Origin of the sequence: Pseudomonas sp. P129 (genome assembly GCF_020312195.1) — a bacterium.
Classification (GTDB): domain Bacteria; phylum Pseudomonadota; class Gammaproteobacteria; order Pseudomonadales; family Pseudomonadaceae; genus Aquipseudomonas; species Aquipseudomonas fragariae.
This window is the reverse complement of record NZ_JAGPYS010000002.1, coordinates 45254-71900: the sequence shown is the minus strand read 5'-3', so window position 1 is coordinate 71900 and position 26647 is coordinate 45254. Positions and strand designations below refer to the sequence as shown.

At 58.0% G+C, this 26647-nt stretch carries 20 protein-coding genes; 11 read left to right on the top strand and 9 right to left on the bottom strand.

Annotation, left to right across the window (positions count from 1 at the left end; all coding sequences use genetic code 11):
- Positions 1-22: 22 nt before the first annotated feature.
- Positions 23-1618, top strand: a complete 1596-nt coding sequence (locus KBY02_RS06060) for a gamma-glutamyltransferase family protein (RefSeq protein WP_060400291.1) — start codon at positions 23-25, stop codon at positions 1616-1618.
- A 95-nt stretch (positions 1619-1713) separates the two neighbouring features.
- Here KBY02_RS06060 and KBY02_RS06055 read toward each other — a convergent pair whose 3' ends face one another.
- Together KBY02_RS06055 and KBY02_RS26380 are read right to left on the bottom strand one after the other, a co-directional pair.
- Positions 1714-3108 (bottom strand): PepSY-associated TM helix domain-containing protein, encoded by a 1395-nt coding sequence (locus KBY02_RS06055; RefSeq protein ID WP_225649998.1) that lies wholly within the window; start codon positions 3106-3108, stop codon positions 1714-1716.
- A 108-nt stretch (positions 3109-3216) separates the two neighbouring features.
- Positions 3217-3405, bottom strand: coding sequence for a hypothetical protein (locus KBY02_RS26380; protein ID WP_225651238.1), 189 nt, complete (start codon positions 3403-3405; stop codon positions 3217-3219).
- A 1186-nt stretch (positions 3406-4591) separates the two neighbouring features.
- Between KBY02_RS26380 and arnB the strand changes: the two genes are divergently transcribed.
- The 8 genes from arnB to KBY02_RS06010 are packed head-to-tail and all read left to right on the top strand — an operon-like array spanning position 4592 to position 13409.
- Positions 4592-5740 (top strand): UDP-4-amino-4-deoxy-L-arabinose aminotransferase, encoded by a 1149-nt coding sequence (gene arnB / locus KBY02_RS06045; protein ID WP_116800043.1) that lies wholly within the window; start codon positions 4592-4594, stop codon positions 5738-5740.
- Positions 5737-6750, top strand: coding sequence for an undecaprenyl-phosphate 4-deoxy-4-formamido-L-arabinose transferase (arnC, locus tag KBY02_RS06040; RefSeq protein ID WP_024642182.1), 1014 nt, complete (start codon positions 5737-5739; stop codon positions 6748-6750). The genes arnB and arnC overlap by 4 nt, the downstream gene beginning before the upstream one ends.
- Positions 6747-8741, top strand: coding sequence for a bifunctional UDP-4-amino-4-deoxy-L-arabinose formyltransferase/UDP-glucuronic acid oxidase ArnA (arnA, locus tag KBY02_RS06035; RefSeq protein WP_024651953.1), 1995 nt, complete (start codon positions 6747-6749; stop codon positions 8739-8741). The genes arnC and arnA overlap by 4 nt, the downstream gene beginning before the upstream one ends.
- The gene (gene arnD, locus KBY02_RS06030) at positions 8741-9622 is read left to right on the top strand and encodes a 4-deoxy-4-formamido-L-arabinose-phosphoundecaprenol deformylase (protein ID WP_103753922.1); all 882 of its coding nucleotides are present in this window, start codon (positions 8741-8743) and stop codon (positions 9620-9622) included. Before arnA ends, arnD begins: the two co-directional genes overlap by 1 nt.
- Positions 9622-11271: a lipid IV(A) 4-amino-4-deoxy-L-arabinosyltransferase gene (arnT, locus tag KBY02_RS06025; RefSeq protein WP_225649996.1), complete on the top strand. Its 1650-nt coding sequence runs from the start codon at positions 9622-9624 to the stop codon at positions 11269-11271. The genes arnD and arnT overlap by 1 nt, the downstream gene beginning before the upstream one ends.
- Positions 11268-11606 (top strand): 4-amino-4-deoxy-L-arabinose-phosphoundecaprenol flippase subunit ArnE, encoded by a 339-nt coding sequence (gene arnE, locus KBY02_RS06020; protein ID WP_003401117.1) that lies wholly within the window; start codon positions 11268-11270, stop codon positions 11604-11606. The genes arnT and arnE overlap by 4 nt, the downstream gene beginning before the upstream one ends.
- Before the next feature lie 26 nt (positions 11607-11632).
- Entirely contained in the window at positions 11633-12037 is a 405-nt protein-coding gene (gene arnF, locus KBY02_RS06015) for a 4-amino-4-deoxy-L-arabinose-phosphoundecaprenol flippase subunit ArnF (protein ID WP_231992663.1), read from the top strand.
- Positions 12015-13409, top strand: coding sequence for a UDP-glucose dehydrogenase family protein (locus tag KBY02_RS06010; protein WP_003401114.1), 1395 nt, complete (start codon positions 12015-12017; stop codon positions 13407-13409). The genes arnF and KBY02_RS06010 overlap by 23 nt, the downstream gene beginning before the upstream one ends.
- A 20-nt stretch (positions 13410-13429) precedes the next feature.
- Here KBY02_RS06010 and KBY02_RS06005 read toward each other — a convergent pair whose 3' ends face one another.
- Entirely contained in the window at positions 13430-14911 is a 1482-nt protein-coding gene (locus KBY02_RS06005) for an ArnT family glycosyltransferase (protein ID WP_024660374.1), read from the bottom strand.
- A gap of 412 nt (positions 14912-15323) precedes the next feature.
- On the opposite strand from KBY02_RS06005, the gene KBY02_RS06000 reads away from it, so the two are divergent.
- The gene (locus tag KBY02_RS06000) at positions 15324-17735 is read left to right on the top strand and encodes a lectin (protein WP_011267899.1); all 2412 of its coding nucleotides are present in this window, start codon (positions 15324-15326) and stop codon (positions 17733-17735) included.
- Between the two features lie 146 nt (positions 17736-17881).
- Here the strand turns inward: KBY02_RS06000 and KBY02_RS05995 are convergent, their stop codons facing one another.
- The 5 genes from KBY02_RS05995 to KBY02_RS05975 all read right to left on the bottom strand — a co-directional run bounded on the left by KBY02_RS05995 (position 17882) and on the right by KBY02_RS05975 (position 24570).
- A complete protein-coding gene (locus KBY02_RS05995; protein WP_003401109.1) occupies positions 17882-18901 on the bottom strand; it encodes a hypothetical protein in 1020 nt (339 codons plus the stop codon).
- Between the two features lie 421 nt (positions 18902-19322).
- Positions 19323-20927: a hybrid sensor histidine kinase/response regulator gene (locus KBY02_RS05990; protein ID WP_024638141.1), complete on the bottom strand. Its 1605-nt coding sequence runs from the start codon at positions 20925-20927 to the stop codon at positions 19323-19325.
- 144 nt (positions 20928-21071) lie between these two features.
- Positions 21072-22214: a family 1 glycosylhydrolase gene (locus KBY02_RS05985; RefSeq protein ID WP_003401106.1), complete on the bottom strand. Its 1143-nt coding sequence runs from the start codon at positions 22212-22214 to the stop codon at positions 21072-21074.
- Between the two features lie 2 nt (positions 22215-22216).
- Entirely contained in the window at positions 22217-23398 is a 1182-nt protein-coding gene (gene glf / locus KBY02_RS05980) for a UDP-galactopyranose mutase (protein ID WP_003401105.1), read from the bottom strand.
- Positions 23386-24570, bottom strand: a complete 1185-nt coding sequence (locus tag KBY02_RS05975) for a glycosyltransferase family 1 protein (protein ID WP_011267902.1) — start codon at positions 24568-24570, stop codon at positions 23386-23388. Before KBY02_RS05975 ends, glf begins: the two co-directional genes overlap by 13 nt.
- A gap of 419 nt (positions 24571-24989) precedes the next feature.
- Between KBY02_RS05975 and galE the strand changes: the two genes are divergently transcribed.
- Complete coding sequence (gene galE, locus KBY02_RS05970) at positions 24990-26018, top strand: UDP-glucose 4-epimerase GalE (RefSeq protein ID WP_024660378.1); 1029 nt, start codon at positions 24990-24992, stop codon at positions 26016-26018.
- Positions 26019-26091: 73 nt separating this feature from the next.
- On the opposite strand, the gene KBY02_RS05965 is transcribed toward galE, so the two are convergent.
- Positions 26092-26640, bottom strand: coding sequence for a cupin domain-containing protein (locus KBY02_RS05965; protein WP_058823090.1), 549 nt, complete (start codon positions 26638-26640; stop codon positions 26092-26094).
- Positions 26641-26647: the final 7 nt, after the last annotated feature.

The following is a 26647-nucleotide window of genomic DNA, read 5'->3' as shown; positions in this document are numbered from 1 at the left end:
CTTCTGCCAAAGAGAAACGCTTATGTTCGATGATCTGGATTACAACCAACCGTACGCGTCGGCCCGCTCGCCGGTGATGGGTAACAACATGGTCGCCTGCTCTCAGCCATTGGCCGCTCAGGCCGGGCTGGACATGCTGCGCCGTGGCGGTAACGCGGTCGACGCCGCCATCGCCGCGGCCATGGTGCTGACTGTGGTCGAGCCCACCGGCTGCGGAATCGGCAGCGATGCCTTCGCCATCGTCTGGGACGGCAGCAAGCTGCAAGGCTTGAACGCGTCCGGCCGCGCGCCACAAGCCTGGACACCGGAATACTTCGAAGGCCAGAGCCAGATGGCGCAACGCGGCTGGCCTGCGGTCAGCGTGCCAGGTGCGGTATCGGCCTGGGTGGAACTGTCAGCGCGCTACGGCAAACTGCCCTTCGCGACCCTGGCCGAACCTGCGATTGGCTACGCCCGCGACGGCTATCAGGTCACGCCGATCATCGCCGAGTTGTGGAAACGCGGCGCGCATCTGCTCAAAGACCAACCGGGCTTTGCCGAGTGCTTCATGCCGGGTGGCAAGGCCCCTATGGCCGGAGAAAAAATCCGGCTCAAGGATCACGCCCGCACGCTGGAACTGATCGCGCAGACCAATGGCGAAGCGTTCTATCGCGGCGAACTGGCGCAAACCATCATCGCCCATGCCAACGCCAATGGCAGCGTGATGAGTCTCGACGACCTGGCGACGCACACCGTGGACTGGATCGACACCCTGTCGGTGCCCTACGCAGGCGCTGTGGTACATGAACTCCCGCCAAATGGCCAGGGCATTGCCACCTTGGCCGGCCTGACCATGCTCGAAGCACTGGGCGTCGGCGAACACCCGGTGGACAGCCTTGAAACGGTTCACCCGGTGCTGGAAGCAATGAAACTGGCCTTGGCCGACCTCGACGAACATGTCGCCGACAGCGAGCACATGCGCGTGCCCTCAGCCGATTTGCTGGGCAAGGCGTACCTGACAGAACGCGCGGGCCTGATCACCGATCAGGCCGCCAATCCCGGGCACGGCTCGCCAAAACCGGGCGGCACGGTGTACCTCTCGGCAGCGGACGAAAGCGGCATGATGATCTCGTTCATCCAGTCCAACTACATGGGCTTCGGTTCGGGTGTGGTGGTACCCGGTACGGGCATCAGCATGCAGAACCGTGGCGCGGGCTTCTCGCTGGATCCGCAACACGTCAATTACGTTGCGCCGCGCAAGCGCCCGTTCCACACCATCATCCCCGGCTTTGTCATGAATGCCGACGGTACGCCATTGATGTCATTCGGGTTGATGGGCGGCCCGATGCAGGCGCAGGGTCATTTGCAGATGATGATGCGCATCCTGCGCTACAAACAGAACCCGCAAGCCGCTGCCGACGCACCGCGCTGGAGGATCGAATCCGGCCTGAAAGTCGCCGTGGAGCGTGCGTTTGACCCCGAAGTGGTGAAAGCACTGCGCGCCAAAGGTCACGACATCGATGTCGAAGAACCGAGCGGCGTGTTTGCCTTCGGCGGTGCGCAGATTATTCAGCGCACCGCGCATGGCTACGTGGGCGGGACCGATCCGAGGAAGGACGGAACGGTCGCAGCTTATTAAGCGACCGCGATATCCGCTACTGACAAGCCATCGAGCAGACGGACCTGGTCGGGAAACAGTTGCTCGATGCGCTTGGTAATCCGCGCAACTAAGGGTTACACCTTGCCTTCGACCAAGGGTCTCGCGGCTCGCCGGTAGCCCAGCAGCGCGTCCAGGACGATAAAGCCCAGAAGACTCACACCCAGTACGGGCAGCGCAAAGCCAGTCAACAGTGCAACCAGGATCAACGCCCATTGCGCGCCCGGATTCAATGAGCGCCAGAGACTCAAGAGCGTTGCCTGCTGATTGCGTGCCTGAGAAAGCGATGGACGACGTCGCCACCACATCACATACCCCATGACGACCATGGCCGCCAGGCCAGTGGCGAACACCACCAGCACCAATTGATTGGCCAGACCAAACAACACGCCCATGTGCGCATCAATGCCCCAGCGGGTGAGCTTGGCGGGCAACGAGTAGTCTGAAAACCTGACGTGATCGACCACTTCCAGGGTTTGCGGGTTGATCGACACGGCATCCACTTGCGTCGGCCAGCTGCGATCTATCTCGCTGACTACCCAGGCCTTGTCATTGCTCGCGGAGGGCCTGATTTCAACCTTGGCGGCATCGATATGTTCGGCACGCGCTCTGGCCAGAACACTGTCGAACAAGGCAGGATCCAGCGCAGTCGCCTGTGTCGTCGGCGCCATGTGCATATGATGCTCGGCGTGCTCGTCCATAGGCATAGACATTGGCATCGCCGCCGACTTGCCCAGTGAGGTGGCCACACTGGGCGTTGACCAGCCGTAGTAGGCACGCAATACGCCAATGTTATCGCCAGCGTACTGTGACCACGTCAAACCGGTGGCCGAGAAGAACAGCAGTCCCAGCAGCAGCCATACGCCGGTGGTTGCATGCCAGCGGCGCACGTTGCCGTGTTCACGAATCTGCCGACGACGGCGAACCGCCCACAGCACCAGACCACCAAGCGCAGCCACCCACAGCCATGACGCTGCCAGTTCGCTGTAGATCCTGCCGACATCGCCCAGCAGAAGGCCTCGATGAAACTGATCGATCCAGGTGCGCAGCGGTAATACGCCACTGGTACCGTAGACCTTCATGTCCCCGCGAATGTCGCCACTCACCGGGTCCACGAACAGCGCTCGATGCTCTGACGGGCCAAAACCCGGATCGCTGAACATGACCCGGGTGGTGTCCCCTTCCCGGGCTGCCGGGCGCACCGCTGCAATGCTCAGGCCTGGACCTGACGATGCCTGCGCGCGCTGGATCTGAGCCTGCAAGCTCATGGCGGGGCCACGGCTGTCTGTGTGCAGCGCACGTGCGTAGAGCGAATCCTCGATCTGCGGGGTCAGTGCATAGACGACGCCACTCAAGGCCGCGACCAGCATGAACGGACCGACGAATACACCGATGTAAAAATGGAGCCTTTTCAGAAAGGCGACAAACGCCCCGGACGGCCGTGGCTCCGGGCTTGAAAATGATGCAGACATAGGGACTCACCAACATATGAACGCGCCCCGCCGGAATGACCTTCCGGCAGGCTGTAAAGACAATATCGGCTGTTCGTGCGAGCGATACTCACACTTCCATGATGGGCACTAAGGGGCCTGTGGATTGAGTCCCGGAAGGGTATACCTTGGCAGGTTGCCGAGCCAGAGGTCGGGCAACGCAAAACGAGTACGGCGGACACGGATCAGCCAGCCCAGCGCCACGAAGAAAATCATCGCCAGCGTCAGTGTTCCGGCAAACGAGCACTCTCCCGACTGTGCCTTCATGCTGCCTGACATGTCCATCTTCCTGGCCGAGTCGTGCATGGACATGTGCATCGTGTGATGCCCGCCATGCATATCTGACATCCCATGGCCGGCATGAGAAGCCGAAGCCGCTGCAGTGCCGGCAAAAGCGGCCATCATCTGACCGTGACCGATGCTGCACGCAAGCCCATTGAACAGGACAACGGCGTACAGTATCCAGGCAATGGGCGAGCAATGGGTTCGGAAGACGTTCATGGCGACCAATTTAACATCTCTGGCCGGAACTAGACAGAACGGGGTGTGCCGGTCAGTAGCACTCGCAGGGCCGATAATCGAGGAGACATGGGTTATCCGAGCCCACCCTGTGTTCCCACATGACAAGGCGCTCTGCGCGGCGCTTTGCTTTCATGCACCCACTAAATCTGGCAGTTGCAGTCGAGCAGGTATCGATTTTTAAACCCGTGGTTAAATACTTCTCCTGTACCCGACCCGCACAGGGTGGTGCGAACGGAAGCAAGGTATACAACGTAAATCTTTAACACCCCACAACAACCGGCACGCTTGCGCCGAACTGTCTTGACCCTATAACACGCCCACTCACACCTTGATGTTTGCCTGCGCCAAACTGGCCATTATCAGCAACGTTGCTCTCCGCCACACAGCCCTGTCATACCGCTTGGTTATATATATATCACTTGATAGCACTCGTGCAGTCGTTCCTCTGAGCTGGGATTTACGCGAACGCGCAGCCCCTCGTAAAAGAACCGGGAAAAATGCCGATACTCCCCAATGAAAATGGTCTGCGAGCAACCTGACCGGGGTCAGGTTCGACCCTGCCCAGCAACACAAAACCCGTTTTCGGTCATGAAAACTTCATTAAAAAAACCTGCAACTGCAACACGCATCATCCGCTTTAACTTTTCATGATTATCATGAGCAAGCTGAACTAATGCTGTCTATTCATGACGCGCTCGATGAAACCTGAACGTCAGATTAATAATTCTACATGGACGCTTAACGGCATTGTCGTGCGTTTGAATTTCACCCTACTCTATGATTCGACAGCCTGCCAGGCGATACAAAAAAGCAACAGCGCATGGACATTATTTTCATAGTTGAACGCCTAAGTTCACCGCACTCACGTGCACCTATGTTTGCGCACTCGTCGTGTGATTTTTTTATATTCGGCCCTGCTGCTTCACTCGGAGAGTCTCTGTAGATGAGTCAAACTTTTCTTGCCTTTTCACGGCCGTCCATTGGCGATGAAGAAATTGCTGCAGTGACGCGCGTGCTGCGTTCCGGTTGGATCACCACCGGACCGGAATGTCAGAAGCTGGAGGAAGAGTTCGCCGCGCGGGTCGGCGCGCAGCATGCAGTGGCATTGTCTTCGGCCACCGGGGCAATGCACGTTGCGCTGCTGGCGCTGGGTGTAGGGCCTGGCGATGAAGTGATTACGCCGTCGCAAACCTGGGTGTCGACAGCCAATATGATCTGCCTGCTGGGAGCCACTCCGGTGTTTGTCGATGTCGACCGCGACACCCTGATGACCAGCGCCGCGTTGATAGAGCAGGCCATCACTCCGCGGACCAAGGCGATCCTGCCAGTGCATTATGCAGGCGCGGCATTCGATCTTGACCCGCTGTATGTGCTGGCCGACCGGCACGGCATCATCGTGATCGAAGACGCTGCGCATGCCGCCGGCACTGCTTACCAAGGACGTCCGGTCGGCCAGCAGGGCACTGCGATCTTCTCTTTTCACGCAATCAAGAACATGACCTGTGCCGAAGGCGCGATGCTGGTCACCGACAACGCACGGCTGGCTGATCGGGTGCGTCAGCTTAAATTCCATGGCCTGGGTGTCGATGCCTACGATCGCCTGACCCTGGGTCGCAAACCGCAGGCCGAGGTCATGGAGCCTGGCTTCAAATACAACCTGGCCGACATCAATGCGAGCATTGCGCGGGTGCAGTTGCAGCGCCTCGACGCCATCAATGCACAGCGCCAGGCGCTCGCCAGCCATTACCTCGAAAGACTGGCCAGCAGCCCCGTTCTGCCTCTCGCCCTGCCCCGGCATGCCCAGCAACACGCCTGGCACCTGTTCATTCTGCGCATCGATCCCGAGCGCTGCGGGCTGGATCGCGACGCCTTCATGAAGGCCTTGCAAGCGCGAAACATCGGCACCGGCATCCACTTCATCGCAACTCACCTGCACAGCTATTACCGCAAACGTTTCCCCGACGTCCGCCTGCCCGACACTGAATGGAATTCATCACGGCTGTGTTCCATCCCCCTGTTCCCCGACATGAGCCTCGATGATGTCGAGCGGGTTGTCGGTGCCATTGAATCGACCCTGGAATCCAGCCATTGAAACCGTATCCGATCAAGTTCGTGTCGATCGTCATCCCTGTCTACAACGAGCGACAAAGCCTGCCAGAGTTGTTGCGCCGTACTGAAGCGGCCTGCGAACAGCTCGACCACCGCTTCGAAATCGTGCTGGTCGACGATGGCAGCCGAGACGACTCGGCAGACATTCTCCAGCGGGCTGCCGAGCGCGCCGGCAGCCCCTTTGTCGCTGTGATCCTGAATCGAAATTACGGTCAGCACGCCGCCATCATGGCCGGATTCGAGCAGTGCCAGGGCGACGTGGTCATCACCCTCGATGCCGACCTGCAGAATCCTCCCGAGGAAATCCCTCGTCTGGTAAAGCTCGCTGAACAGGGATACGACGTGGTCGGTACGGTGCGCAGCAACCGTCAGGACTCCGCCTGGCGACGCTGGCCCTCGAAGCTCATCAACCTGGCCGTGCAGCGCTCCACCGGCGTGGCCATGAACGATTACGGCTGCATGCTGCGCGCATACCGACGCACGATTGTCGACGCCATGCTCGCCTGCCGCGAGCGCAGCACGTTCATTCCGATTCTGGCGAACAGTTTTGCGCGACACACCACCGAGGTGTTGGTCGATCACGCCGAACGCGAGCACGGCGACTCCAAATACAGCCCGATGCGTCTGATCAACCTCATGTTCGACCTGATCACCTGCATGACCACCACGCCCCTGCGCCTGCTCAGCATCATCGGCTTCAGCATGGCGTTGCTCGGTGTCTCGTTCGCGGCGCTGCTGATCGTTCTGCGCCTGATCTTCGGCGCGTCATGGGCCGGGGACGGCATGTTCGTACTGTTTGCCGTGCTGTTCGTATTCACCGGCGGGCAGTTCATCGGCATGGGACTGCTGGGTGAATACCTGGGCCGGATGTACAGCGATGTGCGTGCGCGTCCGCGGTTCTTCATCGAAAAGGTCGTGCGCAGCTCGTCACCGGTTGCCACCGACAGCATTGATTCCTCTGTAACTCCCTATATGAACAAGGTCGCGCCATGAGCACTAAAGCTGTCGTTTTCGCTTATCACGATATTGGCTGTGTCGGCCTGCAAGCGTTGCTGGATGCAGGTTATGAAATTGCTGCCGTATTCACCCATGCCGACGACCCCAGGGAAAAAACCTTTTTCGGCTCCGTGGCGCAGCTGTGCGCCCGGCACGGCATTGCGGTGCATGCCCCCGAGGACCCGAATCACCCGCTATGGGTAGAGCGCATCGGCAAACTGGCGCCGGACTTCATTTTCTCCTTCTACTATCGCCAGTTACTCGGCGATTCGTTGCTGGCCTGCGCGAAAAAAGCTGCGCTGAACCTGCATGGCTCGCTGCTTCCGCGTTATCGCGGACGCGCGCCGGCCAACTGGGTGCTGGTCAACGGCGAAAGCGAAACCGGCGTTACCCTGCATCAGATGGTCAAACGCGCCGATGCCGGGCCGATAGTCGCCCAGCAGCGGGTCTCGATCAGTGCCACCGATACCGCCTTGACGCTGCATGGCAAATTGCGTGACGCCGCCGCTGACCTGCTCTGCGAGACACTGCCCCTGCTGGCGGCGCAAGGGCAACTGCCAGCGACACCCCAGGATGAATCGCGTGCGACGTATTTCGGTCGGCGCACCCCGGCCGACGGTTTGATCGACTGGTCGCTGCCAGCCACTCAGCTCTATAACCTGATCCGCGCGGTAACACAGCCCTACCCTGGCGCGTTTTGCCCGGTCGGCGACAACAAGCTGATTGTCTGGTCTGCCAGCGTGGACACGAGCAGCAATGGCGAGGCGCCCGGCACGGTCATCAGTCACGAGCCGTTGCGTATCGCCTGTGGCGAGGGTTCGCTGGTCATCACCGCAGGGCAACGCGGTGACAACGGCTTGTACCTCAGTGGTGAGCAACTGGCACGCGAATTCGGGCTGGTAGCAGGCTCGCAACTGCTCGATAAGGCAAAGCGCCGGTCGGTTCGTCGTACCCGCGTGTTGATCCTCGGCGTCAACGGTTTCATCGGTAACCACCTGTCAGAGCGTCTGTTGCAGGATGACCGTTACGAAATCTACGGCATGGATATCGGCTCGGACGCTATCGAGCGCTTGCGTGCCAAGCCGAACTTTCACTTCATCGAAGGTGACATCAGCATCCACACCGAATGGATCGAATACCACATCAAAAAGTGCGATGTCGTGCTGCCGCTGGTGGCTATCGCCACGCCGATTGAATACACGCGCAATCCACTGCGGGTCTTCGAGCTGGATTTCGAAGAGAACCTGAAGATCGTCCGCTACTGCGTGAAGTACAACAAGCGCGTGATTTTCCCGTCCACGTCCGAAGTCTATGGCATGTGCCAGGACGCAAACTTCAACGAGGACACCTCCAACCTGGTCGTTGGCCCGATCAACAAGCAGCGCTGGATCTACTCGGTGTCCAAGCAACTGCTGGACCGGGTGATCTGGGCCTACGGGCAGAAAGGCCTGCAATTCACCCTGTTTCGCCCGTTCAACTGGATGGGACCGCGTCTGGACCGCCTGGATTCGGCGCGCATTGGCAGTTCGCGGGCCATCACCCAACTGATCCTGCACCTGGTCGAAGGCACGCCCATTCGCCTGGTGGACGGCGGCGCCCAGAAGCGCTGTTTCACCGATGTCGTCGACGGCATCGAAGCGCTGGCGCGGATCATCGAAAACCGCGATGGGCGCTGTAACGGACAGATCATCAACATCGGCAACCCCGACAACGAAGCCAGCATCCGTCAATTGGGTGAAGAGCTGCTTCGCCAGTTCGAGGCCCATCCGTTGCGCGGCCATTTCCCGCCTTTCGCGGGCTTTCGTGAAGTCGAAAGCCAGTCCTTCTATGGCAAGGGCTATCAGGATGTCAGCCATCGCACGCCGAGCATCGACAACGCCAAAAAGCTGATTGGCTGGACGCCGGGTATCGAGCTGAGCGAAACCATCGGCAAAACCCTGGATTTCTTTCTGCGCGAAGCCATGGCTGAAAAAGCGGATCAGTGCTGATGCAGGCAGGCCTGAGAATCGATGTCGACACGTACCGGGGCACCCTTGAGGGCGTGCCCAGGCTGCTGGACATACTCGACGAAGCGCAGGTCAAGGCGACCTTCTTTTTCAGTGTCGGCCCCGACAACATGGGGCGCCATCTGTGGCGCCTGGTAAGGCCCACGTTCTTCTGGAAGATGCTGCGCTCCAGGGCGGCGAGCCTGTATGGCTGGGACATTCTGCTGGCCGGTACCGCATGGCCGGGCAAACCGATCGGCCGGGACCTCGGCCCGCTGATGCGTCGCGCGCTGGATGCCGGTCACGAAATCGGCCTGCATGCGTGGGATCATCATGGCTGGCAAGCCAATGCCGGACACTGGAGCGACCGACAGTTGACCGCCCAGATACACCGTGGGGTCGATTGCCTGAGCGACATCCTCGGCCACCCGGTGGTCTGCTCTGCGGCGGCAGGCTGGCGCGCCGACCAGCGCGTCGTGCAGGCCAAAGAGGCGTTTGGCTTTCGTTACAACAGTGACTGCCGTGGCGCCAGCCTGTTTCGCCCGTTGCTGGCCGACGGTAGCCTCGGCACCACCCAGATTCCGGTGGACTTGCCGACCTTCGATGAGGTGATCGGCGCGCACCTCAAGCCGGATGCGTTCAACGACTACATTCTCGGCCGCTTCGCCGCACGACGGCTCAATGTCTACACCCTTCACGCCGAGGTGGAAGGGATCATCATGGCCGACGGTTTCAGGCAACTGTTAAAGCGGGCCAATACTCAGGGCATCCACTTCGCGCCGTTGGGTCATCTGTTGCCAGATGCTATCGAACGGTTGCCTTCCGGGCATATCGTTCGCGGCCACCTGCCTGGCCGCGAAGGCTGGCTGGGGGTGCAGCAGTGATGCACGTCAGGCATCGTCATCTTGTACTGCTGTTATTGGCGTTCGTGCTGGCTTATCTGCTGCCGCTGGGCTTTCACGGCCTGTGGATTCCCGATGAAACCCGCTATGCGCAGATCAGCCAGGAAATGCTCTACAGCGGCAACTGGATTGCGCCGCACTTCATGGGGCTGCGTTACTTCGAAAAACCGGCTGCCGGTTACTGGCTGATTGCACTGGGGCAGCAGGTCTTTGGCGAGAACCTGTTCGGCGTGCGCATTGTCTCGGCACTGGCCAGCGGCTTGAGCGTGCTGCTGGCCTATCTGCTGGCCGGCAAGATCTGGAACGACCCGCGCAAGCAGTTCGCCAGCGCCTTGCTGTTCATGAGCTTCGGCTTTGTCGCCGGCCAGGCGGGTTACGCCAATCTTGATCCGCAATTCACCTTCTGGACCAACGTGACACTGCTGGCATTCTGGTACGCCGTGCACAGCGTCGGTCGGGCGCGTCTGGCGGCATGGGCGTTAGTCGGCGTGGCCTGCGGGATAGGGTTCATGACCAAGGGCTTTCTCGCCTGGGCACTGCCCGTCATCATCGCCCTGCCCTACATGCTGTGCCAGCGACGCCTGGCCGAGTTGCTCAGATTCGGCCCGCTCGCGGTATTGATTGCCATCGCCGTCTGCCTGCCGTGGGCACTGGCGATCCACCAGCAAGAGCCCGACTACTGGCGTTACTTCTTCTGGCACGAGCATATTCGCCGCTTTGCCGGGGACAATGCGCAGCATGCCCAGCCCTGGTGGTTCTATATGCCGCTGCTGGTGGCGGCCTGTGTGCCGTGGGCACTGCTGCTGCCGGCAACACTGCAACAGGCATGGCAGGAAAAAAACCGCCCTGACATTGCCTTTTTGCTGCTGTGGCTGCTGCTGCCACTGGCGTTTCTGAGCCTGAGCAAAGGCAAATTGCCGACCTACATACTGCCGTGCCTGCTGCCGTTGGCGCTGCTGATGGCCAACACTCTGGTCGAGCGCCTCGATCGAGGCCACAGCACAGCGTTGCGCGCGAACGGAATATTCAACGCGACCGTCACTTTTCTTGGGCTTGTGGCGTTGATCTACCTGCAACTCAAGCAGCCCGTCTACGAAAACGAACCGATGCATTTGTCACTGGCAATCATCATGCTTTTCGGATGGACACTCGCCAACGCCCTGCAAGGCTTGCGCCCCCTAACCTGCTGGGCCACGCCGGCACTGGGCAGCTGGTTGCTGATCGCATTGCTGCCCGCAGCACTGCCAAACGATGTGATCAACAACAAGACTCCCGACCCGTTCGTGGTCAGGCACCAGGCCGAACTGGCGGGCTGCACGCAGTTGCTGAGCAACGATCTGGGCGCTGCCTCGGCATTGGCGTGGCGCCTGAAGCGGCCTGATGTTGCACTGTTCAACACCTGGGGCGAGCTGGAATACGGCCTGGGCTACCCGGATGTGCAGGGCCGCGAAGTCCGCCTGCAGGACATCGATGCCTGGATGAAGAACGCCCGCAGCCAGGGCCGGGTCGGCGTCATCATGCGTGGCAAGAGCGATGAGGAACTGAAAGAGCTCGAAAGTCTTCCTAGGGATGGTCAGCGCTATGACGAAGGCAACCTGGCCATCCTCGTTTACGAGAAATCCGCATCGTGACCTGGCTGATGCTGGCAAGCGCATGCCTGCTGACCTGCCTGGGCCAGATCGCGCAGAAGTACGCGGTACAAGGCTGGCGTGGCGCATTTCCCGGCGTGTTTGCAGCGCTGCGCTCGCTATGGCTGGCGCTGGCCTGCCTTGGGTCCGGCCTGCTGATATGGCTGCTGGTGTTGCAACGCCTGGACGTCGGCATCGCGTATCCGATGCTGGGTGTTAACTTCGTGCTGATCACGCTGGCAGGTCGCTATGTGTTCAACGAGCCGGTTGACGTACGGCACTGGCTGGGTATTGCGCTGATTCTTGTCGGGGTATTTCAGCTGGGACGCCAGGCGTGACCCACCGCCGGGCAACCCTGTGCGCCATGGCCAGTGTGGCGCTGGTCAGCGCGGCGCAACTGGGCATGCGCTGGAGCATGAGCCGCCTGCCCTCGCCCGTTCAATGGCTCAAAATGCAGGAACATGCGCAGCTTGATCTCAGCGCCCTGAGGGTCGTCTGCGCCTCGATCACCGCTTACGCGCTCTCCATGCTTTTCTGGCTACTGGCCCTTCGGGTCTTGCCCCTGAGCCGTGCCTATTCGCTGCTCAGTATCAGCTACGCGCTGGTTTATACGCTCGCCGCAGCGCTGCCATTTTTCCACGAGACGTTCACGGTATCGAAAACTGTGGGTGTCAGCCTGATCGTGGCAGGTGTCTTGACCATCAACCTCCGGCGCATTCCCCGGCCATCACCTCAGGATCTTTCCCATGAAAATCAGCGTTTTCGGTAGCGGATATGTCGGCCTGGTACAAGCGACCGTGCTCGCCGAAGTCGGCCACGATGTGGTCTGCATGGACATCGATCAGGCCAAAATCGACCAGTTGCGTCAGGGCCAGGTGCATATCTACGAGCCTGGCCTGGCCAATCTGGTACGTGAAAACCTCGACCAGCAGCGTCTGTGCTTCACCACCGACGAGCAGCTGGCAGTGGAACATGCCGAGGTCCTGTTCATTGCGGTAGGCACGCCGTCCCGAGCCAATGGCTCCGCCGACCTGAGCGGCTTTTTCGCGGTGGGCGAAGCCGTCGCCCGGCATCGACGCGAACCGCTGATCATCGTCGAGAAGTCCACCGTGCCGGTCGGCAGTGGCGACGCCTTGCGCGGCCATATCGACAAGGCGCTGCGTCAGGCCGGCCGGCTGCTGCAGTTCGATATCGTCTCCAACCCGGAGTTTCTCAAGGAGGGCTCGGCGGTCAACGATTGCCGGCGCCCGGACCGTATCGTCATCGGCTGCGAAAATGAAGCGGTGCGCAACGTCATGCGCGAACTGTATGCGCCGTTCAACCGCAATCATGAGCGGATCATGTTCATGGACCTGCGCAGCGCCGAACTGACCAAGTACGCCGCCAACTGCATGCTGGCAACCAAGATCAGCTTCATCAACCAGATCGCCGAACTGGCCGAGCATCTGGGCGCGGACGTCGAGTCGGTGCGGTTGGGCATTGGCGCCGACTCACGCATCGGTTACGACTTCATCTACCCCGGTTGCGGTTACGGCGGTTCGTGTTTTGGCAAAGACATCCGTGCGTTGATTCACAGCGCCCGGGAGGCCCATTGCTCCAACGATCTGTTGTCGGTGGTCGAGGCGATCAACGAACGGCAGAAGAACAAACTGTTCGAGCGCGTCAACGCGTTCTATCAGGGCGATCTGCGCGGCAAGACCTTTGCCCTGTGGGGCCTGGCGTTCAAACCCAACACCGACGACATGCGCGATGCCCCCAGCCGCGTACTCATGGAAGCGTTGTGGGAGGCTGGTGCCAGCGTGCGGGCGTTCGACCCCGAGGCCATGCAGGAAACCCAGCGCATTTATGGCCATCGCAAGGACCTGATGCTCATGGGCACGCCAGAGTCGGCGCTCAATGAAGCCGATGCATTGATCGTCTGCACCGAATGGCAACAGTTCAAAGCTCCGGATTTCGAGTTGATCCAGCAGCGGCTGAGCGCACCAGTCATCTTCGACGGGCGCAATCTGTACGACACCGAACGACTGGCAAAACGCGGCTTCCACTACTTCCCCATCGGGCGTGGCGAGTCATGCGATCTGCCAATCCCGCAAAAACAGTGGACGGCCTGTAATCCGCTTGTCAGCAGCCAGGTTGTGTAACGGCCCTGCTCCGGTGGCCGTCAGTTGCCGACGGTCGCTGGACCCTGAGTAACGAAATAGTAGATACGCTCGCCGACCTTGACGCTGTCGACCATTCGCAAGGGTGGCTCGGGAAGCTGCAGGCTTTCCATTAGCGCCACATTGCCGTCGGCACGGGTCAGAAAGGTGCTCAATTCAGCACTGGACGTGAACGTGTCCAGCAAGCTCTGGCTGTAGAACACGCTGGCCCCTGCCAGCCGCTCACTGGGCTGAAACAAAACAACATGCCGTCCCTGGACCTGCAGAGCATGAACCTTGTCGGTCAGCGGCAGGAACGACAACTGCCGGTCCGCTCGCGGTTCCAGCCATAGGGCTGCGCCGAGATACCCCGTCACGATCAATACAACCCCGGCAACCGTCATCGCCCGTCGGTTTCGTAGCACAAACGCTGCAGATGCAGAGCCTTGCGAGCGTGCCTTGATGCGCTCGCCCAACACAAAGGCATATTCCGCCGCGATGACTGCCGCCGCCGGGGCCAGTGACATCAGATAAACCATGCGTTTACTCGAGGCCAGCGACAATAGCAGGAACTGCGCGATCAGCCACAGGCTGAAAAACAGCAGGTAACGATTGGCCAGCAGCTGTTTACGGAAATGCCACAGCCCCAGATAGACGAGCACATTCCACGGCAAAAACGCTTCAGGCAGTTTGCTCAGGTAATAATGCACGGGCTCGTAATGCCCTGCCTCTTCGAACGAACCACTAAAGCGTCCGACACTGTTGGTCCAGAGCACGTCCTTCAACGACTGCGTACCGCCCTGCCCGTATAGAAAGCACAGCCATACCAGCAAAGGCACCAAAGCCAGGACGGTGAACATCGCCGGGCGTAGCCAGTGGACGGGAACAATGCGTTTGCTCTGCACCGACTCGCACACCAGCCAGGCGAAAATGACCACACCCGGCATCGCGAGGCCCAGCACACCCTTGCTCAGGGTTGCCAGCGCGATCCCTACTACGAAGAGCAACCAAGCCCCTGCAGAAGATCCGTCGCTGCGCAGACGCTGACTGGCGTGAAAGAACCCCAGTAGCGCCATGCTCACACCCAGCGCCAGCAACGCGTCCTCGCCCACCTGCCGCGAATTGCTCCAGAAGCTGGCCTGGGTCGCGAGCATGAATGCAGCCACCCACGCCACGGAGGCAGGTCGCCCGAAGCGACGCAGCATGCTGTACAGCAGCAACACGCTGAACAGCCCCGCACAGGCGGACGCGAGCCTGACCGTCCAGGGAGTCGCACCGAACGCCCCGATGGACGCAGCGTCGAGCCAGACACTCATCGGCGGCTTTTCCAGGAACGGTTGATCGTTCAGTTTCGGAGTGACCCAGTTGCCACTCAGGTGCATTTCCATGGCAATGCCCGCCACGCGGGGTTCTGTCGAGTTTTGTAATTGGTGATTGCCCAACGCGAGGAAAAACAGCATTGCACCCAGCAACAACAGCAACGGTGAAAGCACACGAGAAGTCATCAAGGTAGGTACCGGGTTGACGGGGGGCAAGCAAAGAAGCGAATCGGTCTGGCGAAGTATAAGTCGCCAATTGTTGAAGAATTGTTAACCGGCGGCACACCAGACAGCCACTCAACGCTTGTTTAAAAGCTCGGCAAAAAGTCGGCCGTGAACGCCTGACCTGGCGCAGACTCCCCGTGGCCCAGAACGCATCCGACATGCAGGATGCGACCGGTGATCGGGCCCAATAAATCTCTTCGCAGGTCTACTAATCTTACAGATAAGCCAGCCTGATGCAGGTCATGCCTAAGCGTGACCTGGCCGTGTTGGTCGATCCTGTGTTAACCGCGAACTTTTAGTTCAGAAACAGTTATAGGGCAAGCAAAATACAGACGGCGCAAGGGATGCGCCGACACAAGCAACAGGGAGAGTTATGAAAACAATGCCGGCTTTCACGTACGTGTTTTTCCTGGGTTTTTTTCATTCAAACGCCTTTTCTACGGAGATGAATCCTTATGAGCAGATCATCAGCATTGCGCAAGGTGAGCAGGTCTGTTTAACCCTCGACAGTGATTTAAGTTCTGTCTCACTGCAGAAGTGTGTCAACACCGATTATCAACAATGGATCTTTGTGTCATCAGGGTCCATGCTGTACCTAAAAAACAAGGCGTTAGGCGGATCAACGCAGGCCATGTGTTTGTCAGCGTCGAATCCACGTCACGTCAGCATGAAAACCTGTGCCAGCGCCGACAGCAACGACTATCAATCCTTGCGACTCTGGAGCAGAGACGGTGACCACACCAGCGTGTTATCAAATAAATACATCAAGGATTTAGGCTTTGATAACTACCTGCTCAGTGATGGAAGCGGGCAGTTGGTATTTGGCCCTGCAGAGGGAGCTTCATCACACTGGACAATCACCCAACCTCTTTACGAAGAAATCATCAGTACAGTGAATGGCCCGGACGCCTGTTTAACACTGACGGGTGACATGACCAGTGTGGTACTGCAAAAGTGCCTGGGGAGGGACAGTCAGCAATGGACTTTTACGCCCAAGGAAAAAAGGCTTTATGTAAAAAACAAACTGCTGTCCACATCAGCGCAAGAAATGTGTTTGTTTGCGGCGAATGCCAACAGCGTAAAAATGGCCGCGTGTGCCAGCGCGGGCAGTCATGATTATCAGTCCAAGCGACTGTGGAATCGGGACGGCAACAACCCCAGTCAGCTGTCAAACAAATATATCAGTGATCTGGGAATGGCTAACTACCTACAAATCAATGCCAGCGAACAGTTGATATTGGGTGGCAAAGAACAAGGCTCGGCGAACTGGAGTATCGCCAAGCGTTATGGTTACATCAGGAACGTTGAAAAAGGGCAGGAAACGTGCCTCGCGTTGTCTGCAGATGAAGTCAGCGTCGAGTTTTCTCCCTGTAAAAGTGTGCCCGGCCAAGACTGGCGAATGTCCGTCATCGTACCGGGGTATGACAAATTGACCAATCGCGCGCTGCTGGACAGGGATACAGAAAAGTGCTTAGGGTCAACTAGTAAAATGATCAACTGCCAAGGTACCGGGTATACCTCGGAGCGTTCCTGGAGTTACAACAGGAACTTCATTCCCCTCATAGAAGGGTTTGTACTGGCCAATAAATATCGCAACGACCTTGTCGGTGATAACGAAGTTCTGGGCTTTGCAGGTAACACCATCCAGATGGTGCCGGAGTCACGGTCGAAGGCAGTGACATGGAACTTTGAATTGGCAGTACCCAAGATCCCCAGACGCCCCATCGTAGGCGATAGAAAAGTTCTCCTGCTGCACACCCGATACAGTGACAAGCCAGAAACCGACTTCGAGGCCACCAGGGAGGCCTTCTTCGGAGCGCCTGGTGATAACACATCATTTGTCAACGCGGTCTCTTTTTCCTCCGGCGATCATCTGAAGTTCATCGGGGATGCGGTGACCGGTCTAGACCTGGGCCCAAGACCTTCAGGTTGCCCGTCCACTGAACTGAGGAACAAAGCGATAGAACTCGCACGCGACAAGGGAACTGACAGGGATAATTACGATTATGTCGCCGTTGAGATTCCTTCTACTTCGTGCTCCTGGGGTGGGCTTGCTGCGATGCCGGGCTGGTGGGCCATGGGAAATAATTCGGGCCACAAGCCATGGATGTGGCAACACGAATTCGGTCATAGCCTCGGCGGACCTCATGCGACCTCGCTGGAGCGCTGCCCTTACAATAGTCGGGAAGTTGTGCAAATCGGCGCCAGTGGGTGCGCAGTCACTAATAGCGCTGACCCTTCGGATACCCTGAATGGTGGGGGGTCACGTCTTTACCCCATTCCTTATTTGTACTACGCGGGCTGGCTCACTGATGACCAATTTCCTGAAGTGATGAAAAATGGCACCTATAACATTGCACCCTTGTTCAGAGCGGCGGATCCCGAAGTGGTCAAAGGCTTACGCCTGTTTCGTAGCGATGGCAGTTATCTCACGCTGGAATTCCGCAAGCCTTCACCCGGCTTTGAAAACTGGCCAACTGACGATCCATTTGTCAATGGTGTGATTGTGAGAATCGCTCGTTTTAATGGCAACTCCGTCTCCAACACGCTCGTGGACACAACGCCATCAGGCATACATGGCATGAATGACGCTCCGTTGCGGCAAGGTGGGTCGGCAGACGACGTTTTATCCGGGAAGCGAATCAGAGTGACCCATGCCGATGACACGGGGGCTACCGTTGAAATCAACGATATTCCTGGTAGCTCTTTGGCAGAACGCTTGCTCTTTGAACGCTCTTTTAATAAGCAGATTGCAGAACAGGATGATGAGGTGGTGGAAGATTGAGGATTTGCCGAAAGGTAACCTCAATCAAAAAATGTCGACTGCATCAGTATCAACTGCACGCCATCAATCGCCTGCATCATGAATAAAAACGGGGAGCGATCAACGCTCCCCGTCTGGTGCTTCCGTTCAAGTCTTATTGCAGTGAATCAGACCGCAGCAACAACCTTGGCTGGCGGCTGAGTGCGACGACCCAGTACGCCTGCACCCGCAGCTACCAGACCCGAGATCACCAGCGTGATCAGCAGAATCCAGGCACCTTGCGAAACACGCTTGGCGGTCACTTCAGCCGCTTCGCGGGCTTTCTGTTCGGCCTGAGCTTTCAGTTCCTGATACTTGGCATACGCCTGACGGTAGCTGGCCTGAGCCTGATCGACGATCTGGTTGGCTTCGGCGTCAGTCTTGTTGCCACGCGCCTTGATCAGATTGACCAGCGCCTGACGGTCAGCGGCGTCCCACGCCTGGTCGCCTTTAGCTTTGATGCGATCCATCAGGCCGCTCAATTGCTCGTCAGCTTGCTGAGGGTTCTGCGCGCTCTGCTTGGCAGTATTCTGCGCATCTTGCTGAGTCGCTTGCGCTTCCTGCTTGACGTTGTCAGGGTTCAGCTCGGGCTTGCCGGTCTGACGCATGGCTGTTTCGATTTCGCCCTGGATATCGTCCAGATTGAAATCAATGCCTTGGGCGCGCAATTGATCCTGAATCTTGCTGCCAACGGCCGGAGCCACCTGTGCGATACCGCTGCCCAGTGCCGACATGCCGCTGCCCGCCAGGTTAAGGCCGCCGCGCACGACGCCGGTCACTGCGCTGGAGACCAGATAAACAGTGATCAGCGAGACGCTCGCCCACACCAGCAGGCCATGAAACGCACCTTCGCGCTGCGCCAGACGTCCAGCGGCCCAGCCGCCGACGAACAGCGAGATCACCGAGCTTACAACGACCCAGATACCTGCGCCCGTACCAATGCCGGACAATGGATTGGCTTCCTGCATGGGATCGATACTGGCACTTCCGATTGCCGTACCCAACAGGTTCAGCAACAGCGAAACAACCATGGCCAGAACAACACCGGCCAGAATCGCACTCCAGGAGATTCGTTTAAGCAGCGGAGCCGCTGCATGAGTTTCGTGGTACACAGGGGCACCTGGGGCGATACGGTCGTCGCGAATCATAGTCATAGTCCTTTGAGTCATTGGCAGTAAACGCACACATGTGTGGCGTACACATCAATGACCCAGAAGACGTTCAAGAAGTTTAAAAATTTTATAGACTTTTTTTCAGGCTGGGCCCAACACAATAGAACTGTATTGATACTGACGCACATCAAGGGAACGTAACCTTTGCCCTATGCTCCAAGCGATTTACACACTTTTTGTTTTATTAGGCTGTTTGCTCTAACTATTGGGAGTTGTGTGATGTCCGTTAATAACAGACGGGAATTAACCGACTGCCCGCCTTTTTGAATGCCGACACTCACTGGCTATACGCAACACTCACAAGTGTTTGCGCAGGTATCGTAATAAAGACCGCGCCAAACAGCATGAAGGCCCGACTGAGAACAGGCAGGCCTTCATGTGTTCATTGTCAGTATCGTCAGGCGATACCGTTCGGCCCGTCGAGGACCTGCCTGACCTTCCTGGCGAGGTCCTGCGGCATGCAGGGCTTGGACACCACCTCAAACTCGGAGCCGCCAATGTCGGTTCGCTCGATCGAGCTCTCAGCGTAGCCGGTGGTCAACAGCACCTTGACCTTCGGAAACCGGCGCCTGACTTCCCGCGCGAGCATCACACCGTTCATCCCGCCCGGCATGATCAGGTCGGTGAACAGCAAGTCATACGTACTGCCGGCCTCGAAGCGCTTCAGTGCCTCACGGGCATTGAGGACAATTTCCGAGACATAGCCATAATCATCCAGCACCATCTTCGCCAGTTCGGCCACATCAGGACGATCTTCCACGATCAGGATCCGCTCGGAACTGCCAATGCGCCGTTCCGAAGCTTTCGGCGGATCGTTTTTGCTCAGAACGGCTTCGTCTACCGGGAAATACAGGCGCAGCGTGGTGCCGACACCTTCTTCGGTATAAATACGCGCCGCACCACCCGACTGTTTGGCAAAGCCGTAGACCATCGACAGGCCGAGCCCGGAGCCCTTGCCTTCTTCCTTGGTGGTAAAAAACGGGTCCATTACCCGATCACGGATACTCGCAGGCATGCCAATGCCATTGTCCGTGACCGCAATAGAGACATAACGGCCAGGTAACAGGCCGTCATAGGACATATTGGCCAGCTCATCGACGACCAGGTTACGGGTTTCGATGAATATCTTGGGGTTGAGCCTGCCAATCAGCGCGTCCCGGGCGTTGATGAAAATGTTCAGCAAGGCAACTTCTGCCTGGGTCGGATCAATACGGCAGTTCTTCAGCGCCGGATCCAGATCGGTTTCGATAATCACTTCCGGGCCAAAAGTACGCTCGATCAGCGGTTCTGTCGTGGAGACCAGACCATTAAGATTGAGGACTCGCCCCTGCAGTTTCTGTTTACGGGCAAACGCCAGCAATTGCTTGGTCAACGTACTGGCGCGTTCGACGGCAGACTTGGCGTGATGAACACTGCGCTGGACACGCTGCACATCAATGACGGGTTTCTCTGCCGCACTGCCGATCAGATCAATATAACCGCCCATCACTTGCAGCAGGTTATTGAAGTCGTGCGCGATGCCACCGGTAAGCTGCCCCAGCGCTTCCATCTTCTGTGCCTGACGCAATGCTTCTTCGGCATCTCGACGGCGACTGATGTCCAGTTGCGATGCAAAAAAATAAATAAGCTCGCCTGCGTCGTTATAGACCGGAGAAATAAACAGGGCATTCCAGAACGAGGAGCCGTCTTTACGGTAGTTGAGAATTTCAGTGGAGATATCGACGCGCTGGTCAATTGCATCGCGAATCGACTGCACCGCCGTCCGATCAGTGTCCGGCCCTTGAAGAAATCGGCAGTTGCTACCGATGATTTCCTCTGACGCATAGCCGGTCATTTCCAGAAATGCCCGGTTGGCAAAGATGATGGGATTGTCCGGGCGATTGGGGTCCGTCACGATCATCGGCATCCGTGTCGTTTCTACCGCCGCGAAAAAGATATCTTTCCCCTGATGCTTGATATCTCCCGTCGCCGCATTGTCGACCCGGGTTTTATTTTCCGACACTCCAGAAACTCCAAGACTGTTTATTGGGCTATTGCGCCTGCTCTCTCATGGCTAGGACTGGCGCAGCCTCAAAAGGGTTCTCAGGTATCTGACAAAAATCGAATTATATTCATTTGAGGGGTCACGCACTCCCGAAACGCTTACTCAAACGGCCGGTTTTCCATTCTTTTCTCGAATGAGAGCCGCCAATTCAAGCGTGTTGTCGCGCAACGCCACCTGCAAAGGGCCAAAGATCGCCCGCGTACCCTGCCCGTCTGCATAACCCAGCAGCCCCGCCGGACAGTATCGGCCGTCATCCCAGCCCGGATAATCGAGAACGGGATACCAGCAGATACCTTGCACAGGTACGCCGGCCCTCAACGCCTTGCCGACCTCGGCACAAACGTAATTGAACCAGGGCAGACGCTGAACGTCTTCCGCACCGGTTTCAGAAATCAATATCGGTCTGCCGTATCGCCCGTGCAACTCGCTCAACATGCCCTGAAAAGGCCTGTACTGCGGATCGTCGTGCGTAAGTTTATGGCCATTGAGCTGCCATTGATTATGCGGATAAAAGTTGACGCCCAGGATATCCAGATACTCGGGGCGGCCGCCCAGCCCAGGCCATTGCCGTCCGGATAAAAGATCCCAGGCTTCGAACTGCGCCAGCCGATAGCGCTCTGCTGCCGCAGCATCTCCGCTGCCACGTGTCGCCGGTACTACATGAATCAATGGCTCGGCCTGAATAAAACGCGCGTTGGGCTCTATCATGCGTATCGCGTCTATTGCCGCAATACTGGCCCGGACCAGTTGATGCTTGAGTTCCATGCCGCGCTGCTCACTACCGGGGTTGAAATAAGCCATGTCGCCCCCGGCCCAACTCCAGAACGAAATCTCATTGATCGGCGAATAGAAAGGTGCGGTCTCCCCTTCGTCCTTGACGCGCTGAGCCACCGCAGCGGCAAAACGCGCAAAGTGCTCGACAAACTGCGGCCGCCAGACATCCAGATGATCAGGGTAACCGTAATGGCACAAGTCCCAGATGACTTGGGTGCCCTGATGCCGCGCGGCTCGCAACATGGGCAGAAAACTGCTCCAGTCGTAACAACCTGGGCGGGCTTCAATCAGATGCCAGCGCAGACCGTCACGTACAGTACGCATTCCGCACTCGGCCACTGCGGCAAAATCTTCCTGCGTCCAGCGGTCGTGCCCGGTGGTGTGAAGCAGGTCGAGTCGCACACCGTCACCTCGTCGATGGCTGGCGCACTCGAATCCGCCGATGAAAAAACTGTCGAACAGACCGCCCATGCTCAACCTCGCGCAGGCTGTTCAATCGGTTCGGGAGGTTGCTCAGGGAAGTCATGGGCCAGCCGCTGGTACAACGCCAACGCCTGGCCCACGACCTGGTCCATGTTGTAATACTTGTAGGTGCCCAGTCGCCCAAGGAAAGTGACTTCATCCGACTGATCGGCCAATGCTTTGTAACGCTTGTACAACTCGGCATTTTCGGGTCGGGGAATGGGGTAATAAGGGTCGCCCTCGGCACTTGGAAACTCGTAGCTGAGACTGGTTCTGGCGTGCTGTTGACCGGTAAGGTGCTTGTATTCGGTGATGCGCGTATGAGGGACTGCCTCATCCGGGTAGTTGATCACCGCCACCGATTGAAACTGCGCCTGATCAACGGTCTTGTGCTCGAAACGCAACGACCGATACGGAAGACGGCCGTAGCAATAACCGAAGTATTCATCGATCGGCCCGCAATAGATCAAATGCGAATACTTCACCGCCTTGCGCACATCGGCAAAATCGACCCCCAGTACGGTATCGATAAGCGGGTGGTTGAGTATCTGTTCAAACATGTGCGTGTAGCCATGCAGCGGCATTTTCTGAAAAGTGTCCGTGAAGTAACGACTGTCCGAGTTGGTACGGGTAGGTACTCGGGCGGTGACCGACCGGTCCAGTTGCGAAGGGTCCAGCCCCCATTGTTTGCGGGTATAGCCACGGAAAAACTTCTTGTACAGCTCCCGACCAATCTGACTGATCACAACGTCTTCGGAGGTTCTTATCGTCTCGACAGGCTCGGCGCGGCTGGCAAGAAACGCTTCGGCTTCTTGTTCATTCATCTGCAAGCCGTACAGGCTGTTGAGCGTATCGAGGTTGATCGGAACAGGCAGCAGTTGTTTGTCTACGCTGGCGAGCACACGGTGTTCGTAATCGCGCCATTCGGTAAATCGTGAAAGGTATTCCACAATCCGCTCAGCGTTGGTGTGGAATATATGGGGCCCGTATTGATGAACCAACACCCCGGCACTGTCCAGGTGATCGTAAGCGTTACCCGCGATATGTGGACGTCGGTCGATCAACAAAACGCGCTTGCTCGATCCCGCCGCCAGCCTTTCCGCCAACACACTGCCTGCAAAACCTGCACCGACGATCAGAAAGTCATAGGGCGTCTTTTCACGCGCGGCTGATTCAAGATTTATCCGAGGCATTCGATGTGCTCCCCGATGGCCACCAGGGCGATTTGCGCCTTCATGGCCGCGCACGTGTTGTCCCAGGACTCGCCAACCAGCAATGCGTCAACTTTGCGAAGAAAATCGATAGTACCTTTGTGCGCCAGGGCCTCTTGAATCGCGCGCACAAACCCGTCGGCGTCATCGGCAATGGCCACAACACCCGACTCACCATACGCTCTGACAACATCGGCAATCCGGGTTGATACCACCGGGCAGCCGCCAGCCAGGTATTCCGGCGTCTTGGTCGGGCTGATAAAGCGTGTGGAGTCGTTCAGCGCAAATGGCATCAACGCAACGTCCCAGCCCGACAGATAGGCTGGCAAGTCGTCATAGGACTTGCTGCCTAGATAATGGACGTTGGCCAAATGCGGCAGGCTTGCCGGGTCGATTTTCACCACGGGGCCGATCAAGACGATTTGCCAGTGCGGCTGCAACTCGGCCAGTTGCTGAATCAGCCCGATATCAAAACGTTCGTCAATGACGCCGAAAAAGCCAAGCCTTGGATAGGGGATGTACTGTTGATCCTCAGGGTCAGACTGCCCGCTGCGAGCGGCTGCAAAATGCACGACATCGACGCTGCTGGGCATGGCGTGCACATTTGCATGCTGCAGACGCTTGGTCTCCCATAGGCTGAAGCCGCCAGTAAACACAACATCTGCGCGCTTCATCAAGGCTTTTTCCTGTTCGACAAGCGCTGGCGGCGCACCTTTGAACGCAGACAATTCGTCCATGCAATCGAAGATCGTCACGTGCGCGCTGAGGTGGTCGGTAAACGCCAGGCTCATCGGGGTGAAATACCACAACAGCAACTCACCGAAGTGTTGTGCATCGATAAAACGATTCAGTAATGCGCGCTGTGCAGTGATCACCTCATCAGGCTGCATTTTCCGGGGCAGGTGCGGCACCAGTACCGTGACACCGCACGCTTGCGGCAGTTGTTCAAGCCGGATATCAGGGGAGTCCGACAGAACAGGCTCCTCAAGAAACACCACCTGATAATCCTGCGCCATTCGCGACATGATGTGCTGAGGACGCTGATAGACAAACCCCCATCGCAGATGGGACAGGCACAGCAGTAAAGGCCTGATGGCAGCCTCGACTCTGGTTAAGGCCGACGTCTCGGATTGAATCGTTTGAACACCGTTCATAGAGTTTTCCCTTCTGTTAAAAAGTCCTGGATGAAACTGAAGGGCTCTGAAAAGGGCTGAACTTCGACGGCATTCATGATGAGGATAGGCAGTGGCGGCTGTTGCGTACATGGAACAATCACATGCATGGAGCAACCATAGACCGGCTCATGGGTTTCGAACACGCGCCCAGGCCGCTGTTCGTTGATTCCGATAAAGGGTAGGCGCCGTTGAGAATGAACCGTTGAACTCGGCGGAACAAATACGCCCCTAGTCTTGAGCGAATGTTTTTTTGGCACCTGCAGTACGTTTTCCCCACGCGGTGGTCTGGTCCTGATTTTCGCAAGCGAGGCTCCTCTGTCGTCCTGTTGAGAAAGGTCACGACGACGAGCCGTCAGCTCGCTTCTTGCCGAGGCGGCGAAAATCCAGGGAGGACAATCATGATTCTGGTTACCGGTGGTGCGGGATACATTGGCGCTCACATCGCGCTCGAGTTGCTTGAAGATGGCCGCGATGTCGTCGTGCTTGATAACTTGTGCAACAGTTCGCGAGAGCCGTTAAGACGGATAGAGGAACTCTGCGGGCGACAGGTTGCGTTCATCCACGGCGACGTGCGCAGCAAAGCGACGTTGCACCGGCTGTTCGCTCAGTACCCTGTCAAGGCAGTGGTGCATTGCGCCGGACTCAAGGCGGTGGGCGAAAGCGTTCGAGAGCCGCTGCGCTATTTCGAGACCAACGTGAGCGGCAGCGTCAACTTGTGTCAGGCAATGGCAGAAGCAGGCGTGTTCGACCTGTTATTCAGCTCATCCGCGACGGTTTACGGCGGGTGTGAGCAAATGCCGCTGGATGAGAACTGCCCACTGGGTTTACCGACCAATCCTTACGGGCACTCCAAACTGATGGCCGAGCATGTGATGCAAAGCGTCGCCCGCTCGGATCCACGCTGGTCCATCGGTCTGCTGCGCTACTTCAACCCCATTGGTGCGCATCCGTCCGGCCTGATGGGCGAGTCACCCTGCAACACGCCGAACAACCTGTTGCCCTTCCTGCTGCAGGTTGCCAATCGACTACGCCCTGCCCTGCACATATTCGGCAGTGACTACCCCACGCTGGACGGAACAGGTGTGCGTGATTACCTTCATGTGATGGATCTGGCCGAGGGACACCTGAAGGCGCTGGACAAAATTCATGACGAACGTGGCGTATCCGTCTGGAATCTGGGCACAGGACAGGGTTATTCGGTGCTTGAGGTGGTGCAAGCCTTCGAACGTATCTCCGGCAAAGCTGTGCCGTTGATCTTTGAACCACGCCGGCCCGGAGACATTGCAGCATGCTGGTCCGATCCGGGAAAAGCAGCGCGCGAGCTGGATTGGCGAGCCAGGTTCAACCTTGATTCGATGCTCACCGACGCCTGGCGCTGGCAGTGCATGAACCCGCAGGGTTACAGGCCGACAGCGCTGGTCAGTTGAATTTTTTCCAGACGTGTTGCCAGACGTGCTGAACGATCATCACGTTATCGTGACGCCTGCCAGCAAGCGCATGCTAGAAGTTGGCCGGCGTGTTGGCGCTGATGATCTCGGCTTCGTCCTGGCCAATATTGCGGAAGCGATGCGGCAAGGTGGTCGGGAAGTAATAGCCGTCCCCCGGACCGAGAATGTTGACTTGCCCATCGATGGTCAGCTCCACGGTGCCGCGCGTCACCAGACCGCACTCCTCGCCTTCGCTGTGAACGATCGGCTCATCGCCCGAGTCGGCACCCGGCGCGTATTGCTCACGCAGAAAACGCATCTGCCGGCTTGGCAGGGTCGCGCCCACCAGCAGCAAACGGGCACCGTTGCGCCCCAGATCGGGTTGATCACCGGCTCGAAACACGTACTGATCATGTCCCGGAGGCTGATCGAATGTGAAAAAATCCGCCAGCGTCATGGGAATCCCCTCAAGCAGCTTTTTCAGCGAGCTGATGGAAGGACTGACACGATTTTGTTCGATAAGGGAAATCGTGGCATTGGTCACACCACTGCGTCGGGCGAGCTCACGCTGTGACAGCTTGTAGCTTTCACGCACCAGTTTGAGTCGTGCTCCCGTATCCATAGTGGCC

What these genes read in the sequence shown, in the direction of transcription:
- KBY02_RS26380 (WP_225651238.1), bottom strand. Translation starts at nt 3,405, where the DNA reads ATGTCAGGCAGCATGAAGGCACAGTCGGGAGAGTGCTCGTTTGCCGGA.
- arnD (WP_103753922.1), top strand. Translation starts at nt 8,741, where the DNA reads ATGCAGGCAGGCCTGAGAATCGATGTCGACACGTACCGGGGCACCCTT.
- KBY02_RS05985 (WP_003401106.1), bottom strand. Translation starts at nt 22,214, where the DNA reads ATGGGCGGTCTGTTCGACAGTTTTTTCATCGGCGGATTCGAGTGCGCC.
- KBY02_RS06060 (WP_060400291.1), top strand. Translation starts at nt 23, where the DNA reads ATGTTCGATGATCTGGATTACAACCAACCGTACGCGTCGGCCCGCTCG.
- KBY02_RS05965 (WP_058823090.1), bottom strand. Translation starts at nt 26,640, where the DNA reads ATGGATACGGGAGCACGACTCAAACTGGTGCGTGAAAGCTACAAGCTG.
- KBY02_RS05995 (WP_003401109.1), bottom strand. Translation starts at nt 18,901, where the DNA reads ATGATTCGCGACGACCGTATCGCCCCAGGTGCCCCTGTGTACCACGAA.
- KBY02_RS06010 (WP_003401114.1), top strand. Translation starts at nt 12,015, where the DNA reads ATGAAAATCAGCGTTTTCGGTAGCGGATATGTCGGCCTGGTACAAGCG.
- arnT (WP_225649996.1), top strand. Translation starts at nt 9,622, where the DNA reads ATGCACGTCAGGCATCGTCATCTTGTACTGCTGTTATTGGCGTTCGTG.
- KBY02_RS05975 (WP_011267902.1), bottom strand. Translation starts at nt 24,570, where the DNA reads ATGAACGGTGTTCAAACGATTCAATCCGAGACGTCGGCCTTAACCAGA.
- arnF (WP_231992663.1), top strand. Translation starts at nt 11,633, where the DNA reads ATGGCCAGTGTGGCGCTGGTCAGCGCGGCGCAACTGGGCATGCGCTGG.
- KBY02_RS06055 (WP_225649998.1), bottom strand. Translation starts at nt 3,108, where the DNA reads ATGTCTGCATCATTTTCAAGCCCGGAGCCACGGCCGTCCGGGGCGTTT.
- arnA (WP_024651953.1), top strand. Translation starts at nt 6,747, where the DNA reads ATGAGCACTAAAGCTGTCGTTTTCGCTTATCACGATATTGGCTGTGTC.
- arnB (WP_116800043.1), top strand. Translation starts at nt 4,592, where the DNA reads ATGAGTCAAACTTTTCTTGCCTTTTCACGGCCGTCCATTGGCGATGAA.
- KBY02_RS06000 (WP_011267899.1), top strand. Translation starts at nt 15,324, where the DNA reads ATGAAAACAATGCCGGCTTTCACGTACGTGTTTTTCCTGGGTTTTTTT.
- KBY02_RS06005 (WP_024660374.1), bottom strand. Translation starts at nt 14,911, where the DNA reads ATGACTTCTCGTGTGCTTTCACCGTTGCTGTTGTTGCTGGGTGCAATG.
- glf (WP_003401105.1), bottom strand. Translation starts at nt 23,398, where the DNA reads ATGCCTCGGATAAATCTTGAATCAGCCGCGCGTGAAAAGACGCCCTAT.
- galE (WP_024660378.1), top strand. Translation starts at nt 24,990, where the DNA reads ATGATTCTGGTTACCGGTGGTGCGGGATACATTGGCGCTCACATCGCG.